Origin of the sequence: Thalassobellus sediminis (genome assembly GCF_044386045.1) — a bacterium.
Classification (GTDB): domain Bacteria; phylum Bacteroidota; class Bacteroidia; order Flavobacteriales; family Flavobacteriaceae; genus Thalassobellus; species Thalassobellus sediminis.
In genome coordinates, this window is sequence record NZ_JBISCD010000040.1 from 518,642 (window position 1) to 538,527 (window position 19,886).

The 19,886-nt window shown below is 31.8% G+C and carries 12 protein-coding genes; 9 read left to right on the forward strand and 3 right to left on the reverse strand.

Features of this window, described 5'->3' with window-relative positions:
* Positions 1 to 352 precede the first annotated feature (352 nt).
* From ACH5TW_RS08935 to ACH5TW_RS08950, 4 genes are all read left to right on the forward strand, one after another.
* The gene (locus tag ACH5TW_RS08935; RefSeq protein WP_439336159.1) at positions 353 to 3,385 is read left to right on the forward strand and encodes a SusC/RagA family TonB-linked outer membrane protein; all 3,033 of its coding nucleotides are present in this window, start codon (positions 353 to 355) and stop codon (positions 3,383 to 3,385) included.
* 17 nt (positions 3,386 to 3,402) lie between these two features.
* Positions 3,403 to 4,896 (forward strand): RagB/SusD family nutrient uptake outer membrane protein, encoded by a 1,494-nt coding sequence (locus ACH5TW_RS08940; protein WP_439336160.1) that lies wholly within the window; start codon positions 3,403 to 3,405, stop codon positions 4,894 to 4,896.
* 122 nt (positions 4,897 to 5,018) lie between these two features.
* Entirely contained in the window at positions 5,019 to 8,330 is a 3,312-nt protein-coding gene (locus ACH5TW_RS08945) for a VCBS repeat-containing protein (protein ID WP_439336161.1), read from the forward strand.
* A gap of 70 nt (positions 8,331 to 8,400) precedes the next feature.
* Entirely contained in the window at positions 8,401 to 10,884 is a 2,484-nt protein-coding gene (locus ACH5TW_RS08950; protein WP_439336162.1) for a glycoside hydrolase family 9 protein, read from the forward strand.
* Here ACH5TW_RS08950 and ACH5TW_RS08955 read toward each other — a convergent pair.
* Positions 10,881 to 11,906 carry a formylglycine-generating enzyme family protein gene (locus ACH5TW_RS08955; RefSeq protein ID WP_439336163.1) on the reverse strand — a complete coding sequence of 342 codons (1,026 nt, stop codon included), beginning with the start codon at positions 11,904 to 11,906 and terminating at the stop codon, positions 10,881 to 10,883. The two genes, ACH5TW_RS08950 and ACH5TW_RS08955, sit on opposite strands and share 4 nt — an antisense overlap.
* Positions 11,907 to 12,258: 352 nt before the next feature.
* Here ACH5TW_RS08955 and ACH5TW_RS08960 point away from each other — a divergent pair, with 352 nt between their 5' ends.
* From ACH5TW_RS08960 to ACH5TW_RS08975, 4 genes are all read left to right on the forward strand, one after another.
* Complete coding sequence (locus ACH5TW_RS08960; protein ID WP_439336164.1) at positions 12,259 to 13,116, forward strand: YicC/YloC family endoribonuclease; 858 nt, start codon at positions 12,259 to 12,261, stop codon at positions 13,114 to 13,116.
* Positions 13,117 to 13,177: 61 nt separating this feature from the next.
* A complete protein-coding gene (gmk, locus tag ACH5TW_RS08965; protein ID WP_439336165.1) occupies positions 13,178 to 13,768 on the forward strand; it encodes a guanylate kinase in 591 nt (196 codons plus the stop codon).
* 79 nt (positions 13,769 to 13,847) lie between these two features.
* Positions 13,848 to 14,426, forward strand: a complete 579-nt coding sequence (gene nadD, locus ACH5TW_RS08970) for a nicotinate (nicotinamide) nucleotide adenylyltransferase (RefSeq protein WP_439336166.1) — start codon at positions 13,848 to 13,850, stop codon at positions 14,424 to 14,426.
* A gap of 95 nt (positions 14,427 to 14,521) precedes the next feature.
* Positions 14,522 to 16,783 carry a DUF5916 domain-containing protein gene (locus ACH5TW_RS08975; RefSeq protein WP_439336167.1) on the forward strand — a complete coding sequence of 754 codons (2,262 nt, stop codon included), beginning with the start codon at positions 14,522 to 14,524 and terminating at the stop codon, positions 16,781 to 16,783.
* 195 nt (positions 16,784 to 16,978) lie between these two features.
* Here ACH5TW_RS08975 and ACH5TW_RS08980 read toward each other — a convergent pair whose 3' ends face one another.
* The gene (locus ACH5TW_RS08980) at positions 16,979 to 17,917 is read right to left on the reverse strand and encodes a nicotinic acid mononucleotide adenyltransferase (RefSeq protein WP_439336168.1); all 939 of its coding nucleotides are present in this window, start codon (positions 17,915 to 17,917) and stop codon (positions 16,979 to 16,981) included.
* 132 nt (positions 17,918 to 18,049) lie between these two features.
* On the opposite strand from ACH5TW_RS08980, the gene ACH5TW_RS08985 reads away from it, so the two are divergent.
* Positions 18,050 to 19,051 (forward strand): NAD(P)H-dependent glycerol-3-phosphate dehydrogenase, encoded by a 1,002-nt coding sequence (locus ACH5TW_RS08985; RefSeq protein WP_439336169.1) that lies wholly within the window; start codon positions 18,050 to 18,052, stop codon positions 19,049 to 19,051.
* A 209-nt stretch (positions 19,052 to 19,260) separates the two neighbouring features.
* On the opposite strand, the gene ACH5TW_RS08990 is transcribed toward ACH5TW_RS08985, so the two are convergent.
* Positions 19,261 to 19,656 (reverse strand): hypothetical protein, encoded by a 396-nt coding sequence (locus tag ACH5TW_RS08990; protein WP_439336170.1) that lies wholly within the window; start codon positions 19,654 to 19,656, stop codon positions 19,261 to 19,263.
* Between the last annotated feature and the right edge of the window lie 230 nt (positions 19,657 to 19,886).

Here is a 19,886-nt window from a genome sequence, read left to right on the forward strand (position 1 = left end):
AACTGTTAGAATAGTAACTTCTATAAGTTAATTATATTTTTTCAATTAGAAAACATACTTTGAAAATTATGAAGCATAAAATTATTACAAATGTTGCATCAGCTGCTTAAAATAGAGCTTTGCTTGATTCGTCTTATTCATTGCGCAATATTTCATATTTATATTATTGTCATAAATATACATTTGAAAACATGGGAAATAATTCAGATAACAAGAAACAGTTTATAGAAATATTTTTAATAATTGCAATTATTGCATTATTTCTATTTCTAATCATAATTGTTTTTTAATCTAAAAAACTTTCTTAAACCAAATAAAACTAAATTACTAATCACATTCTAAACTAAATTTTATGACAAACTTTTTACTATTAAAAAAAGAAAGCTTTAAACAGTTAGGATACGTATTCCTAATGCTTGTTTTTTGCGCAGGGGCAAATGCTCAATCAACAGTTTCTGGATCTGTGTCAGACCAAAATGGTCCGTTACCAGGTGTAAGCGTTATTGTTGAAGGCACAACAAATGGTGTTGCCACTGATTTTGATGGAAACTACACACTAAACAACGTACCTTCTAATGGAACATTAGTGTTCAGTTATGTTGGATATGTTAGCCAAAATGTTGCTGTAAACGGAAAGACTTCTATTAACGTTGTTTTAGCTGAAGACTTACAATCACTTGCTGAAGTTGTGGTAGTTGGTTATGGTGCTCAAAGTAGAGCAGAAGTAACAGGAGCTATCTCGAGTGTTAAATCAAGTGAAATTAATGCACTTCCAGTGTCAAATGCAGCAGAAGCATTACAAGGTCGTGCTGCAGGCGTTACAGTTGTAAACACTGGTTCTCCAGGAACAGCTCCAGCAATTACTGTTAGAGGACTTGGTAGTTTTGGAAACAATAGCCCTTTGTTTGTTGTTGATGGTGTTATTGTTAGTAACCTCTCAGGTATTAACCAAAACGATATTGAATCAATGAATATTTTAAAAGATGCATCAACAACAGCTGTATATGGATCGCAAGGGTCAAACGGTGTTGTTATGGTTACCACTAAAAAAGGTAGAAGTGGAAAAACACAATTATCGTTTAACGCTCTTACCGGATTTCAACAAAACAATGAAAGATATGATGTTTTAAACACTTCTCAATATTTACAATATGCAAATGACGCTTTTGGTATTATACCAAATACACCTGCTGCATCTTCTGGTTTAAATACAAACTGGCAAGACGAAATCTATAGAACAGGATTAACAAGAGATTATAATTTTGCAGCGTCTGGAGGTAATGAAAACAGTGATTTTAGAATCTCAGGAGGTTATGCAGAAAAAGAAGGAATTCTTTTAAATACTGGATTTGAAAGATACTCATTCAGAGCAAAAAGCAATTTCAAATTAGGTAAGTTAAAAATTGGCCAAAATGTTTCATTAAGTTTTAATAAGCAAAATCCAGATCCAACAGGCGTTGGCGGACGTTCTTTATTAGAACATGCTATCAAAGCCGCTCCTTATTTATCAGTATACAACCTTAATAATTTAGGAGGTTTTCAAGGCCCAAATAGTGCTGGTGATGGTCAAGATGCAGAAAACCCAGTTAGAATTTTAAAACACGGTAGCGCTATAAATAAATCGTTAAGTTTAATAGGAAGTGTATTTGCTGAATATGAAATTATAGAAGGATTAAACTTTAAAACTGAATTTGGTTTAGATTATTATAATTTTAATAACAACAGGTTTATTCCTTCATATAATGATGATAGTTTAGGAGGTACACATCAACAAACTTTTGCTGCTATTACTAAAAATTCTGGAACTGGAACAACCTTAATCTTTACAAACAGCTTAAATTATAACAAGACAATTGCTGATTCTCATAATTTTGAATTATTGCTTTTAGCTGAAAAATTTGGTTACAAAAGAGAAAGTATCAACGCTTCGAGTAGAAATGCAGTATCTGATGAAGTAAACCAGGTTTCAAATGAAGACTCTAGTTTGTCTAGTACTTTAAATGAATATAACAGATATGGGTATCTAGGAAGGTTAAATTATAATTTTGAAGACAAGTATATTGCAGCAGTTTCTTTAAGATATGACGGTTCTGCACGATTTGGAACAAACAACAAATGGGGATGGTTTTCATCTTATGCATTAGGTTGGAATATTGCTAAAGAAGATTTTATGAATGATTCTAAATTTAGCACTTTAAAATTAAGAGGTAGTTTAGGGTATTCTGGTAATGATAGATCTGCCGACTATGAAGCAAGTGCATCGCTAACAAGTGATTTTTTATACCCAATAAATGGATCTAATGCAGTCGGGACAACATCCTTAGGTTTAGCTAATCCAAATTTAAAATGGGAGGAAACCGAACAACTTAATATTGGTTTAGATATTGGTTTATTTAACGAAAAAATCACAGCTGCAATTGAATATTACAAAAACACAAGTGATGATTTATTACTTGAAGTACCTGCGCCAAATTCTTTAGGCCTTAATATAGCCAATGGTCGAATTGGGGTATATCAAAATGCTGGATCAATAGAAACAAAAGGTTTCGAATTAAGTTTAGGTTATAATGATTATGATGGAGATTTTAAATGGTCTGCTAATTTAAACCTATCGACTAGTTCAAGTAAAGCTCTTTCATTAGGAAGCACATTGGAAGACTTAACAGGAGGTGTATTTGAGGCTAATCCAATAACTAGAGTAACCGAATCTGAATCATTATTTTACATGTACGGTCTAGTTGCAGATGGAGTTTATCAAAACCAAGCTGAGGTTGATGCTGTATTTACAGCTAATCCTGGTCAAACAACCGTTCAACCTGGAGATATTCGTTTTAAAGATTTAAATGGTGATGGAGATATAACCTCTGATGATAGAACTAAAATTGGGGATCCTTTTGCTGACCTTACTTATGGTTTGAATTTAAATGGTAATTATAAAAATTGGGATTTTAATATATTCTTTACAGGTTTAGTAGGCAGAGATTTATATAACACCAATATATATGACCTAGAAGGTATGCCTAGATTATTCAATGCTGGCACAGGAGTATTAGACAGATGGACACCAACAAACCCATCAAACACAGTGCCTAGAGCAGGAGGAGCTCCACAAAACACTGCAATATCAAGTCGTTTTGTTGAAGATGGTTCTTTTAGTAGACTCAAAAACTTAACTATAGGCTATACTTTACCTAAAAATATCTTTGGGGAAGAATTATTCTCTAAATTTAGAGTTTATGTTAGTGGTCAAAACTTAATAACATTTACAGACTATTCTGGCTTAGACCCTGAAGTTGGTAATGGAAGTAATTTTGAGTTTGGTATAGATAGAGGTTCTTACCCTCAACCAAAAACATATTTGGTTGGTCTACAAGTTTCATTTTAACCATAAAAAAAATAATTATGAAAAAATACAAATTAATATTTTCAATTTTCTCTCTGTTTACAGTTTTTATATTTATTAATTCCTGTAATCATGACAAAGATTTAGAATTGATAAATCCAAACGGATTATCCCCTGATACTTTTTTTAAAAATGAATCTCAGCTACAGTCATCTGTAAATGCAATATATGCTAATTTACAAACAAGAGGACTTTATTCTCGTCATATGTTTTTCTCTCAAGATAATATGGCACATGAAAACGGAGGTAACCCACAATTAGAAGCAGATAAAAGACAATATTTAGATTTCTCTTTTGATTCTAGTCATGGCCCTATTGCTGATTATTGGGAAAGCTGCTTTAGAGGTATAAATAAAGCAAACTTTGTAATTGGTAATGAAGAAAGAATAAATGAAATTGATGAAACTTTATTAAGTCAAACAAGAAAACAAAAATTCTTAGGTGAAGCTAAATTTTTAAGAGGATTATATTATTTTCTTTTAGTAACTAGATTTGGCGACATTCCTTTAATTACTGAGATACCAGAATCTACGGCAGGTATAGGAATTACTTCTAAAGATGCTGTATATGATTTAATTATATCAGACCTTCAAGCTGCTTCAAGTAGTCTTTTTGATAAAGGTAATGAAGATAATGGACGAGCAACTAAAGGCGCTGCTATTGCTTTATTAGGTAAAGTATATTTATTTAGAGGTCAACATGGTTTAGCACTAGCTGAATTCAATAAATTATCTGGATATTCTTTAGAGCCTAATTATTTTGACAATTTCATGGAAGAAACTGAGCATGGTGTTGAGTCTATTTTTGAAATTGAATATGATGATGCTTTAGGAGCTAGTGCTAAATGGAATTCAAGTACATCTGGCGCAGGCCCTAATGAAGCTACTTTTAGAGGACAGGAATATGGTTTTAACGATTGGTTTAATGTATTCCCTTCTGATGATTTGTTAGATGAGTTTGAAGCTGGTGATACTAGATATGCCGATAGCTTTTATTCTGTGGGAGACACATTTGCAGGTGGAGCTAATACCGTTGCCGCTGGCGATTTAACAGCTGGAGCACAAAGAAGAGCTGGGTGGAAAAAATACCAAAACTATTATAAAGACTCAAATGAAGATCAAGAGTCAGGTATTAACTTTAAATACTTAAGATATGCCGATGTATTATTAATGATGGCCGAATGTGAAAATGAAGTTGGCACTCAGGATAATGCTGTAGATTATATAAACGAAGTTAGAGATAGAGCTGGTTTAGCAGATTTGCCAGATGGAATGACAAAAACGGCTGTTTTCGATGCTATTGTTCACGAAAGAAAAGTTGAATTAGCAGGAGAGCAAACTCGCTTTAATGATATTCTTAGATGGGGTAATGCTTCTACAGAATTAGCAGGGACTAATTTTCAAGCTGGTAAGCACGAATTATGGCCCATTCCAGATAGAGAAATATCATCAAATGAAGCTATAACGTCTGCTGATCAAAACTCTGGATATTAAAAAAATAATTAGTTTGATTTTTTAGTTTTTAAAACAGCGTATAGAACATTTATACGCTGTTTTTTTATTCGTATTTTTACTCTTATTTAGTAATATTTATTGAAAATATTAAACGGAAATACATGAAAAAATTGCTCAACATAATTGCCTTACTTTTAATAGGATCAGTATTTATTGTTAGTTGCTCCAAAAACGAGAAAAAAGAAGTCATAGAGAATAAAATTTTCACGTCTTTAAATAGTACTACAACAGGTATTGAATTCAGTAATAACCTTACCGAAAATGACTCCCTTAATTATTTTACTTATACATACTTGTATATGGGAGGAGGTATTGCTACTGGAGACATTAATAATGATGGTCTAATTGATATTTATTTTACAGGAAATCAGGTTTCTAACAAATTATATTTAAATAAAGGGGATTTAAAATTTGAGGACATAACAGCAAAAGCAGGAGTTTCTGGTGATAACAGATGGTATACTGGAGTTACAATGGGAGATGTAAATGATGATGGCTTACTTGATATCTATTGTTCTGTAGGTGGCAAATTTGGCAACAAAAAAAATCAACTATTTATAAACAAAGGAGATGGCGTATTTAAAGATGAAGCTGCTAAATATGGAGTAGACAATATTGGTAATAGTGTGCAATCCACTTTTTTTGATTATGACAATGATGGTGACTTAGACCTTTATGTAGCAAATTATCCCCCTACACCTTTTAATTCGTCTTCATATGTTTATCAATATAACATGAAAAATGTAAAAGATAAAGATACCGATTATCTATACAGAAATGATGGAGACAAATTTGTAGATGTCACTAATGAAGCAGGGCTTAGATCTTTTGGCTTATCCTTAAGTGTAACAGTAGGAGATATAAATAATGATAATTGGCCAGATATATATGTTTCCAATGATTTTATGTCGCCAGATTTTATGTATATAAATAATCAAGATGGTACATTTAAAGAAGTTATAAAACAAGCGACGTCTCATACAGCACTTTATGGTATGGGTGCAGATATTTCAGATTTTAATAACGATGGCAACCTTGATATTTTTCAAGTAGATATGGATGCCAAAAGCAATAGGCGAAAAAAAGCGAATATGGCTAGTATGAATATTCCTTTATTTTGGGATATTGTAGATTCCGGATTCGGATATCAATATATGCACAACTGTATGCAATTAAATTCAGGTTTATATAGTGATGAAGGCGTACCACATTTCTCTAATGTTTCAAGAATAACAGGAACTTCTTCTACAGATTGGAGTTGGGGACCTTTATTTGCTGATTTTGATAACGATGGACAAAAAGACTTGTTTGTTTCTAACGGAACAAGGAAAGAGATAAATAACAACGATTATTTTAATAAACTAAAAGAAGCAAAACCAAATCAGGACAGTTTATTACAATTAAGCAGAGAAATCCCATCAGAAAAGATAGATAACTTTATGTTTAAAAATAAAGGGAATCTTAAATTCGAAAATACAAATGATGCTTGGGGTATTTCCTATAAAGGATTTTCAAATGGAGGTGTATATGCCGATCTTGACAATGATGGCGATCTTGAAATTATAACGAATAACATTGATGATTACGCTTCAGTTTTTGAAAATAGAAGCTCGGATACAAACAATTTCCTTCAAGTAAAATTTGAAGGTAAACAAGGAAATTCTTTTGGACTTGGAAATAGAGTTTATGTATCAGTAAACAACCAAACTCAAATGCAGGAATTAACTTTAACAAGAGGTTTTCAATCATCTGTAGCTCCAGAATTACATTTTGGTTTAGGTCGATCAAATAATATTGAAACACTAAAAGTAGTATGGACAGATGGTAAAACACAAGAGTTAAATAATGTTTCTGCTAATCAAAAATTAGTTTTAAAATATTCTGAAGCTAAAACCATTAAAAGTGACGTTTCTGAAAATTCAAAACTATTCATTACAGATACCACAGGATTTTTTCCAAAACATAAACATCAAGAAAATGAAAATGATGATTTTATGAAACAAATTTTACTCCCTCATAAAATGTCTTCGTTTGGTCCTGCATTAGCTGTTGGCGATATCAATAATGACACATTAGAAGATTATTTTATTGGAGGATCAGCTGGTACAAAAGGAAGTGTTTTTATTCAAACAACAAATGGGTTTGAAAAACAATCATCTAGTTTTTTAGTGGCTGATAAAGAGAGTGAAGATGTTGGAGCCTTAATATTTGATGCCGATTCAGATGGTGACAACGATTTGTATGTAGTAAGTGGAGGTTATGAGTTTTCTTCAAATTCAAACGAGTTACAAGACAGACTATACATTAATAACGGAAATGGAGATTTCACAAAAGCAGATAAGGAAGCTCTACCTAGTTTTAATGTTAGTGGCTCAAGAGCATATAATGCAGATTTTAATAAAGATGGTAAACAAGATATTCTTGTATTAGGAAGGCAAAACCCTAATAATTATCCTCTTCCTGCAAATAGCTACCTCTTAATAAACGAAAGTACTAAAGATCATGTTAGGTTTAATAATACGAGTATGCAGCCATCAGAATTTGAAAACCTAGGTATGGCAACAAGTGCTATTATTACAGATTTTAATAATGATACATGGTTAGATATTATAATTGTTGGTGAATGGATGCCTATTAGAGTCTTTAAAAACACAAAAACTGGCTTTGAAGAAGTGTCGGATAATTTAGGATTAACAAAAGACACAACGGGATGGTGGTGGAGTATTAACGAAGGTGATTTTGATAATGATGGTGACATGGACTATATAGTTGGTAACAACGGACTAAATTATAAATACAAGGCTACTGAAAAAGAAACGTTTGACATTTATGTTAATGATTTTGATGAGGATAGTAATAAAGATATTGTTTTAAGCTATTATAACGAAGGGAAACAATACCCTGTTAGAGGAAGAGGTTGTTCTTCTCAACAAATACCGGGTATAAAAAAGAAGTTTAAAGATTATGAAAGCTTTTCTGAAGCAACATTAGCTGATGTTTACACAGAGAAAAATTTAGATGAATCGCTACACTATCAAGTAAAATCATTTGCAAGTGTTTATTTGGAAAATAAAAATGGAAAATTCATTATTCATAAATTACCAAATTTAGCACAACTCTCAAGTATAAATCAAATCTTGATAGATGACTATGACCAAGATGGAAAATTAGATGCCCTTATAGTTGGAAACTTATATGTGTCTGAAGTTGAAACGCCAAGAAATGATGCCGGCTATGGTTTATTTCTTAAAGGAAATGGAAATGGAAGTTTCAAACCTATTTCTGTATCAAAAAGTGGTTTATATATTCCTGGTGATGTAAAAGATATGGCTACAATAAAAGTAGGAAGCACATCATATTTCATTGCTGCTAAAAATGATGATTATTTACAATTTATTAGAGCTAATAAATAATTCTATTTCAATTAATAAATAGAATAAATCTTAAAATATTTTTGTTAATTTTTACTAAAACAACATTAGTATGAAATCATTGTACACCCTAATTTTTCTATTTAGCATTTTCCATTTTAATGCACAAAATACAACTAATAACTCGAATGACTTTTCAATAAATAGTCAAGAATATCTTGAACGTAGAGGCGCTAATGTTATGTTAGCTCACGATTTTTACCCAGAAAGTCACCAAGGAGGTGTGGGAATTATTCAAAATGGTATTAGAATAGCTACCAACGGCGATTTACGTTTAGAACCTACCCCAGGACAATGGCAACCAGTACCTAAAGTTGGAACACGAATTGTTGATGTAGAAAATCAAACCATTAGTGTGAAAATGTCATATCCAGACGATGGTAAAAAAACAGGTTTTAATCCTATTGTTTATCCTGATTTAGAATTTTCATATACGCTTAAAATTATTGCCCAAGGAGCTTCTTTTAAAATTGTTGTTGATTTAGATAAACCACTACCAAAAGAATGGATTGGAAAAGTAGGTATGAATATAGAATTGTTTCCAGGCGAGCTTTTTGGAAAATCGTATTATTTAGATAATCAATTTGGAATTTTTAATAGGCAAGCCAATGGACCCGGTTTTTATGATAACTCAAACGAGTATCAAATAAAACCAATGGCTGAAGGAAAAGAATTAGCAATAATTCCTGAAAATAAAGAACAAACTTTAATCATTAAAAACCTTCAAAACAACACCCTAAAACTTATAGATGGTAGAGCAAAACATAATAACGGATGGTTTATTGTAAGATCGTTAATTACTGAAGGTGCTACAAAAAATGCCATTGAATGGTTAATAACACCGCATGTTAAAGATAATTTTATTTATGATCCTGTAGTGCAAGTTTCGCAGGTTGGATACCATACAACACAAGAAAAGATAGCCGTTATTGAAACCGATAAAAACGATTTAGATGTTGAAAATATTCAACTTTTAAAAGTAGAACCTAATGGAGATTTAAGAAATGTGTTAAATGAAAAACCTGAAAATTGGGGTGATTTTTTAAGATATAAATACTATCATTTTAACTTTTCTAAAGTTCAAAAACCAGGGATGTATATTATTAAATATAAAACATTTACATCTAATCCATTTCAAATTAACAACCAGGTTTTTAAAAGAAATATTTGGCAACCTACATTAGAGTATTTCCTCCCTGTACAAATGTGTCACATGCGTGTAAACGATCGCTATAAGGTTTGGCACGGGTTATGCCATATGGATGATGCAAGAATGGCTCCCGTAAACACAAACCATTTTGATGGCTACCTACAAGGTGCTTCAACACTTACATCTTATAAATCTGGCGAGCATGTTCCGGGAATTAATATTGGAGGCTGGCATGATGCAGGAGATTATGATTTAAGAGTAGAATCTCAAGCCTCTACAATTCAAGGTCTATCTTATATCTATGAATTATTCAATGTAAATTATGACAATACCAGCATAGACCAAAATACTAGAATTGTAGAAATACATAAACCCGATGGAAAAGCAGATATTTTACAACAAATAGAACATGGTGCGCTATCAATTATTGGTGGTTATAAATCAATGAATCGATTTTATAGAGGCATTATTGTACCTACCAAAAGACAATATGTATTACTTGGCGACCCTGTAAACCATAGCAACAACTTAATTTTTTCTAATAAAAAAGAAGATAACTCCATTGCTATGGGATTAATAGGTGCACCAGACGACAGATGGGTGTTTACTGAAGAAAACCCAAGAAGAACACTAAATACGGCCGCAGCTTTAGCTACTACAGCACGTGCTTTAAAAGCCCACAATACATCTTTAGCTAATGAATGTCTTTTAATTGCCGAAACTGTCTGGAATCAAAATCAATCTAAAAATGACATGCTGAAATTTGGTCTTGCAGTAGAGTTATTAAAAACGACTAAAGATCAAAAATATGCCAAGTTTTTAACGGCTCATCAAAAAGCCATTACAGATAATATTAATAGAACGGGTTGGATTATAGGCTCTGCATTACCATTAATTAATGATAAAAAATTCATCAATGCCATTAAAGATAAAGTGAAAGACTATTATAATAATATCCAAGAACAAGGAAAAGAAACTCCCTATGGCGTTCCTTACAAGCCTAATATTTGGGGAGCCGGATGGGGTATTCAAAATTTTGGTGTGCAACAGTACTTTTTACACTCCAGTTATCCTGATATATTTCCTAAAACATATATGCTAAATGCCATGAATTTTATTCTAGGTGTTCACCCAGGCGTTAATACCTCTTCGTTTGCATCAGGTGTTGGTTCAAGGTCATTAACACAAGCTTATGGAGTTAATAGAGGCGAGCATTCATTCATTCCAGGAGGAATTGGTTCTGGAACAGCATTAATACGTCCTGATTTCCCTGAGCTTTTAGAATGGCCATTTTTATGGCAGCAAACTGAATACGTTTTAGGTGGTGGCACTACAGATTATATGTTTCTTATTCTAGCAGCAGATGCACTATTAAATGAGAATTAATCTGAGGATAAAACCGTTCTAAAACCAATATGTTCTGCTGAAGAATCGGTACTTGTACCCATTCGAGAAGACACTCTATAGCTAGCGCAATAAGAATCGCTACATAAAAAAGAACCACCTTTAATCACCTTTTCTTGAAGATAGGGATTGTTCGGGTTATATGCTTTATCGGCACCTTTTGGGTTTTCAATTAGAGATTTAAAATTAGCTAAGTCATTATAATAATTCACATTATACCAATCTGATGTAAATTCCCAAACATTACCAGCCATATCGTAAAGTCCGAAACCATTTGGCGGATACGATTTTACAGGTGCTGTTCTTTCAAAACCATCTTCTAAGGTATTATTTACAGGAAATTCGCCTTCCCAACTATTTGCCATTTTAGATAAGATAGACCTATCATCTCCCCAAAAAAAGGTAGTGTTGTTATTGTTTCCACGAGCAGCGTATTCCCATTCGGCTTCTGTTGGTAAACGTCTACCAGCCCATTTGCAATACGCTTCGGCATCTTCATAACTTATATGCACAACTGGGTGGTTTTCTTTTCCTTCTAAACTACTATCTGCTCCGTTTGGATGCTTCCAGTTTACACCTATAGACCAGCTCCACCACTGTGAAAAATCATATAAATTAGGAACTGTAGATTTTGTTTTTTTAAATAATAAGGAACCTGGCTGTAAAATAGAATCATGTGGTTTAGGCGTTCCTTCAGGAAGTTGTTTTTTCATAACATCCCAATCAACATAACGTTCTGCAATCGTTATATAGCCTGTTTGCTTTACAAATTTTGAAAACTGAGCATTGGTTACTTCTGTAATATCCATAAAAAAGCCATCTACAGTTACGGTGTGTTGTGGTTTTTCATGCTTCATCGCCATTTTATCTTGTGAAACAGCTCCTTGTTGAAAAGTGCCTCCGGGTATCCATACCATGCCTTCTGGCGGCGTTTTAATATCGTTTTTACAACTTATTATTACTGAAACAAAACTGATAAGAAACAAAACTATTTTAGTATTCATAAGCGTTTTATAAAGGTTAATCTATTACAAAAATATCGATAATTAGTTCTAAACATAATTGAAACCTTCTTTTTTGCGTTAGGGATTACTCATTAATTCTATTTTTACTAAATAGGAAATCGTGAATATTCATTTAAGGCATTGTAGAAGCTCTCTTTGTGTTGTTGTACCTATGCAACACAAAAAAGCGACTGCCGAAATATTTATATTCATGAGTTCATTAATTTAAAAATAGCAAAAGCATGAATAAAGCCCGACCCTTGTGGTAACGCCCAAATATTTAGGCTTATCTACAATTAATTTTCTATCGTTTAGCTTTTAATTATCTTTGCACAACTTAATACTCCAATTTATGATATATTCAATGACAGGTTACGGAAAATCTGTATTGCAATTACCTTCAAAAAAAATAACTATAGAGTTAAAATCTCTTAATAGTAAAAGTCTCGATTTAAATGCAAGAATGCCTTCTATTTATAGAGAAAAAGAACTTGCTATTAGAAAGCTTATTGCTAGTAAATTAGTACGTGGTAAAATAGATTTTTCAATTTATGTTGAAACAACTGCCGAAGATACATCGACACAAATAAACACGCCTGTTGTTAAGCAATATATCCAACAGTTAAAAAATGTAGTAGATGGTAACGATATAGAACTACTTAAAATGGCGGTTCGTTTTCCTGATGCGTTAAATACGGTTCGTGAAGAAATTGATGAAAACGAATGGAAAACCATTGAAAAAGAAATTAACACTGCCATAGTCGATTTAAATAACCATAGACTAAACGAAGGAAAGGTTCTTGAACAAGATTTTAATAATCGGGTTACTGAAATAAGTAATATACTAGACCAAGTTATTGCCATGGATCCGGAACGTGTTGAAGGTGTACGTGAGCGTTTACTTAAAGGCGTTGCCGATTTAAAAGAGAAGCATGATGAAAATCGTTTTGAGCAAGAATTGGTTTATTACATTGAAAAATTTGATATTACTGAAGAAAAAGTACGATTAAAAAATCACCTTAATTATTTTTTAGAAACTATAAATTCTGCTGAATCTAACGGAAAAAAGCTAGGTTTTATAAGCCAAGAAATGGGACGAGAAATTAACACCATTGGTTCTAAAAGTAATTATGCACCTATGCAACAATTAGTCGTGCAGATGAAAGATGAACTAGAAAAAATTAAGGAACAATTATTGAATGTCCTTTAAAAAGTCTGCATTACTCAGTAGCAGTTGGCAGTATTAGTAAACACAAAATATTCGTGTATTCGTGGTAAACAAAGAAACAAATAAACAAGGTAAACTCATCGTGTTTTCGGCACCATCTGGCTCTGGAAAAACAACTATAGTAAGACACTTATTAGGTATTGAAGATTTAAATTTAGAATTCTCGATATCGGCAACATCGCGAGAAAAACGCGGTACAGAAGTTCATGCAAAAGATTACTATTTCTTATCGTTAAAAGAGTTTAAAAACAAAATAAAAAATGATGAATTTTTAGAATGGGAAGAAGTATATCGCGATAATTTTTACGGTACTTTAAAAACCGAAGTAGAGCGCATTTGGGCTATGGGTAAACATGTTATTTTTGACATTGATGTATCTGGTGGCTTGCGTATAAAACGAAAATTCCCTGAAGAAACCTTAGCTATTTTTGTAAAACCACCTAGTATTGACGAACTTAAAATTAGATTAAAAAAACGCAAAACTGAAAGTGAAGACAAAATAAACATGCGTGTTTCTAAAGCTTCGGCAGAACTTGCTACCGCGCCTTTATTTGATGTTATTGTGGTTAATGATAATTTAGAAAATGCTTTAACTGAAGCTGAAAGTTTAGTCAGTAATTTTTTAAAATCTTAAATAGTTTTTAATGAAACATTCATAATCAAAATTAAATGAATGTTACATCTGACCTAATTAATAAAACAAAAATAAGCAGATGAAAATTGGATTGTATTTTGGCTCTTTTAATCCCATTCATATTGGGCATTTGGTTATTGCAAACCATATTGCAGAATATAGCGACTTAGATCAAGTTTGGTTTGTTGTTACGCCACACAATCCCTTTAAGAAGAAAAGCAGCTTACTAGATAACTATCAGCGTCTAGAAATGGTATATCGCGCTACTAAAGAGTACCCGAAACTAAAACCTAGCGATATAGAGTTTAACCTACCGCAACCTAGTTATACTATTAACACGCTTACTTATCTGAAAGAAAAACACCCCGATTACGAGTTTGCTTTAATTATGGGCGAGGACAATTTAAAAGGTTTCCATAAATGGAAAAACTACGAGCTTATTCTTGAAAATCATCATATTTATGTTTACCCTAGAATTTCTGAAAATAAAGTAGACACACAATTTAACGGGCATAAAAAAATACATTCTGTTGATGCGCCAATTATGCAACTCTCTTCAACCTTTATACGTAATGCTATTAAAGCTGGTAAAAACGTAAAACCTATGCTTCCAGAATATGTTTGGGAGTATTTAGATGAGATGAATTTTTATAAATAGTTTGTATTTAGAACAACTTATAATTAAGTTAAAATTTTCTTATTTTATTTCTAATCCTTTTGAAGAACAGTACTTTATATTAAATTTGTCTTAGTATGAGGTTTTTAATATTGACAATATTTATTCTTGTTTTCAGTAAAGTATCAGCACAAAAAATTAATTCTATTTTTGAAAACATTAATACGCCACAAATTTATATTCAAAAGAAAACAGACAAAATAATCCTTGATGGCGTATTAAACGAAAGGACATGGCTGCAAGCACAGAAAAATTCACAATTTAGCCAATACTTCCCTACAGATAGTATTCCTGCTATAGGAGACACTGAAATATATATGAGTTATGATGAAAGTCATTTTTATATTGCTGCTAAATGCTATTCTACAGGAAATAATTTTAAAGTAGAATCTTTAAAACGAGATTTTAGTTTTGCTAGAAACGATAATATTAACTTTATTTTTGACACCTACAACGACAACACAAATGCTTACCAATTTAGTATGAATGCCATTGGTGTCCAAAAAGAGGGGCTAATATCTGGTGGAGGTAAAACGGGTTCAAACTTAGATACGTCATGGGATAATAAATGGGCAGGAAATTCTAAAATGTACAATGGCTACTGGATATGCGAATTAGCTATACCCTTTAGCACCATTAGATACAAAGAAGGTACATCTACATGGCGATTCAATAGTTATAGAAGTGATGCTCAAGCTAATGAAATAAGTTGTTTTATTAATATCCCGAGAGAAAACAACTTAATGAATCTCAATTATATGGCAGATATTGTTTGGGACAAACCATTATCCGATCCAGGGCAGAATATTTCATTAATTCCATACATGATAGCGGCAACAACAAGAGATTTTGAAAACCTGGAAGAAAACGGATATCAATCTAAACTGAATATTGGAGGTGATGCAAAAATAGCTGTTTCTTCAAGTTTAAATTTAGATTTAACGGTTAACCCAGATTTTTCCCAAGTTGAAGTAGACCAACAAGTAAATAATTTAGATAGGTTTGAAATTTCATTACCAGAAAAGAGACAGTTCTTTTTAGAGAACGCCGATTTATTTAGTGGTTTCGGTACTGGTAGTGCCAGACCCTTTTTTTCAAGAAGAATAGGAATTTCTATAGATACACTAACTGAAAACAACATACAAAACACCATATATGGAGGAGCAAGATTAAGTGGAAAGCTCAATGAAAATGTTAGAATTGGAATGCTTACTATGCAGGCTGCTGCTCAAAAACCTAATGATCTCCCTAGTTTTAATTACACTGTTTTGGCAGCAGAACATAAGGTCTTTGACAGGTCTAATATTGGTGTTATATTCATTAACAAACAAGCCTTTAATAGTCAAAAATTTAGCGGCTCTGTAGATAATTATGATAGAGTAGCTGGTTTAGAATATAGACTTCATTCTAAAGATAATTTCTGGACAGGTAAAGCTTCATATATGAAAGCCTTTACTCCAAATAATAAAGAGATGAAGTACAATCTTTTCACACAATTAGAATACAATAAAAGAAGGTTTAGACTTGAATGGGTAACCTTGGTAGTTGGCGACGGATTTGATGCCGAAATGGGATTTATACCGAGAAGAGATTTTGTAATGATGAGTCCAGAATTTGATATTAGATTTTTCCCTAAAACAGATAAAATCGCTCAAATGACTTTTAGTGCAGATGCAAGAATATTTTATAAACTGGGAAAAGATGATAATCTAATTATTCAAAATTTTGGACATGAAGAAACCCGTTTAGCATTAAATTGGGAAATTAGTTTTCAAAACAATCATAAAATAAACCTTTCTTATGACATAGAGGATTTTACACTACTAAAAGATTTTGACCCCACACGAATTCAAGAAAACAACATTTTTTTTGCGGCTGGCACACAACATAATAATTCTCTGTTAAGTTTATCTTATGAATCTGATGTGAGAAAGGCTTTTTCATATAGTTTAGAACCTAGTATAGGAAAGTATTATGGAGGAGACAGAAATGGTCTTAATGGTCAATTAACGTATAGATATCAACCCTATGGATCTTTATCTTTAGATTTTAATTATACACATCTTGATATTGGTAATAATTTTAAAAAGGCAAATTTGTGGTTAGTGGGACCACGTATCGATTTTACATTTTCTAAAAAACTATTTTGGACAACCTATGTACAATACAACAATAGGTTAAACAACCTTAATATTAATTCTAGATTACAATGGAGGTTTGCTCCAGTATCAGATTTTTTTATTGTTTATACAGATAATTACAACACCGAACCTTACAGCAATTTTAATAGTAGAAATAGAGCTTTAATAGCTAAAGTTACTTTTTGGTTAAACAAATAAAAAGCATTCTTATAAATATAGATTTTTTAAACTAAAAAGAAACCGTTTAAAGCATGATGCTTTAAGCGGTTTCTAAACTAACTAACCAACCAAAATTTTAGTAAAACTTTAATTTGAATTGTTTGAAAAACATAGTCAAATTAATTTGCTGAACTAATCCCGCTACAAAGCGGGATCTCACTTTATATTATTTATTTAAACCCTTTTACTTTCTCTTGGGTTTGCTACTTTATCTTTTCTAAACTTACGTTTCTTATCTTCTTTTGTTACAGCTTTTTTACCTTTCGTGTTTGCTGTTTTTAAATACTGAATATATCCTCTTCCTTCAAACTCATAAACCGTTTCAGAAGCTGGATGATACAATTCTATCTTCCCGTCATTTATAACGCTCAATTCAAAATATTCATTGTCAAAATAATCATAATCTAATGTTAAAGTTTTTAAGTACATATCACCACTAACATCTCCAACACCATAAACTCCTGTATAATCCCATATTAAATTATTTGCTGGCATTCCATTACCATCTTGTGAACTCCTAAATTCAGAGTCGTTGCCTCCTGCTAAAAATTGTAAATAGGTTTCGTTATCAAATTCATTAATAGCACCTACTTCGCTAGTATATGTTTTTTCCCAAGCTTCATACTCCTGTAAGAAATAATGAATGTTATCATAGAATACAAAATCGTAATCGAAATTACTACGTTGGTAACCATCTAAAAAGTACGATGTATCATTATTTGGGTTATAAAGCTCAATAGTATTATTATCTATTTGATAGATATCAAAAGTTTCAAATCCATCAAGATCATGATTAACATCTAAAATCATATCGTAAGCATCATACACCCCTACATCAATTCCAAACCCATTACCATTAGCTCCTAATCCTACAATATTATTATTAGCATACACTACACCATTTTTAAACGAAATAGTAAATGCTTTTTGCAAAAATGGTGTTTCTCCATAACCTTTAGTAGCATTAATATCTACATACCATAATTCATAGGCTCCTAATAATTGATTTATTGATATTGTTGGTTCATCATCTATATTATTTACTTCGGTATAACATGATGTAAAAAGTGTTGCTATTAAAGCAAAGCTTGAAAGTAATTTTATAGTCTTCATAATCAAATATTTTAGGGTTTCTACTTATAGGAGTTTCAAAACGCGTGCCAAAAAAGAATTTCTTAATATTTAGATGCTATAACAATGATTAATATTTTATGTATTTTTGAACTCTTAACGATTTATCATTTTATGAATAAACCTTTAAAATACGCGGTTTTTGGAGCAGGTAGTTGGGCAACAGCTATTGTAAAAATGCTTTCTGAAAACTTAGATGAAATTGGTTGGTATATGCGTAGTATTTATACTAAAGAGCATCTTTTAAAAGAACAACACAACCCTAATTACTTAAGCTCGGTAGAATTTCATTTAGAACAGCTAAAAATTAGCAACGATATAAATGAAATTGCCAATTATGCCGATGTTTTAATTTTTGTAATCCCTTCTGCTTTTATTCATAGCGAATTAGAAAAATTAAATATCGATATTTCAAATAAAATAATAGTATCGGCAGTAAAAGGTATTATGCCAGAAACGGGGCTTTTAGTTGGCGAGCATTTTCACGCTATTTACAACGTGCCTTACGATAATATTGCTGTTATTGCAGGTCCTTGTCATGCCGAAGAGGTTGCTCTAGAGCGTTTATCATACCTAACCATTTCTTGTTCTGATACAGATAAAGCACAAGCCATAGCTAATAATTTATCTAGCGATTATATAAAAACAAAAATTAGCGACGATATTATAGGTGTAGAATATGCCGTTATGCTTAAAAACATATACGCTATTGCAGCAGGTATTGCTCATGGTTTGGGTTATGGCGATAATTTTCAGAGTGTGCTTATGAGTAACTCCATTAGAGAAATGAAACGCTTTATAAAAAAGATGCATAAAATGAAACGTAACATTAATAACTCGGCTTATTTAGGCGATTTATTAGTTACTGGCTATTCTGTGTTTTCTCGAAATCGTATGTTTGGAAACATGATTGGTAAAGGTTACACCGTAAAATCGGCTCAAATGGAAATGAGTATGGTTGCCGAAGGTTACTACGCCTCAAAAAGTGCTTTTTTATTGAATCAGAAAAATACTAAAAAAACACAATTACCTATTATAAATGCTGTTTACGAGATTTTATACGAAAACAAAAACCCTAAAAAAGTATTTAAAAAACTGACTGATAAGTTAGATTAAAATAAGAATCTCATTAATGCTAAAACAGATATTTGGGCGTTACCTTTATCCTGAATTAAGTTCAGGAACAGGTCGGGCTTTCACTACTCGCTCCCTGCGAGGAGCTCAAACAATTGCTCAATCCCTAACGCAAGTTATCAGCTAGAGTCATCGCTTAAAGCATGGATATCGCTTGTTTATTTGGAGATTCCTGCCTGCGCAGAAATATGTTACTTTACCAAAATACCTCTAACAGGCATTAAAGGAATAGGCTGTAAAGCCTTTAAATTAATGGTATTCTTTCTAAACAAGTATGTTTTATCAAACATGGTATTACCTTCAAAAAAAGTAACTTTAAAAGTATTATTTAATGCAAATAAACCTTCTTGCATCAACTCTATTTTAGCATAACTCTTTTTAGGAAGCTTATCTAATTTCTTTCTAAAAGTAGATGTAATTTTATCTTCGTTGTAGCCACTGGTTACAATAAGTACCATATCTAAATCAACGTCTTTATCGTTGATTATGTATGCATTCCAATCTTGGGTTTTATAAATGTCGTTATATTCATTTACAACCGCAACGTAAACGCCTTCTACTATTGGAATTTGGATGTCTTTTTTCATATCACGATTTATTACGTCTTAAATAAATAGCTATCATTTGAATTATACCAATTCCCCAATAAAGAGGAAACCTGAAATATGTATATAATAGATTAAATGCATCATCACCTGGGCTAGAATTTAATTGTATTTCAATAAAAATTGAAATTATTGGTAGTAAAAAACCAAATAAAAAAAAGAAAATAAATGTTGAAAGACAATTATTAAAAACAGAGAGTTTTTGCAAAAAA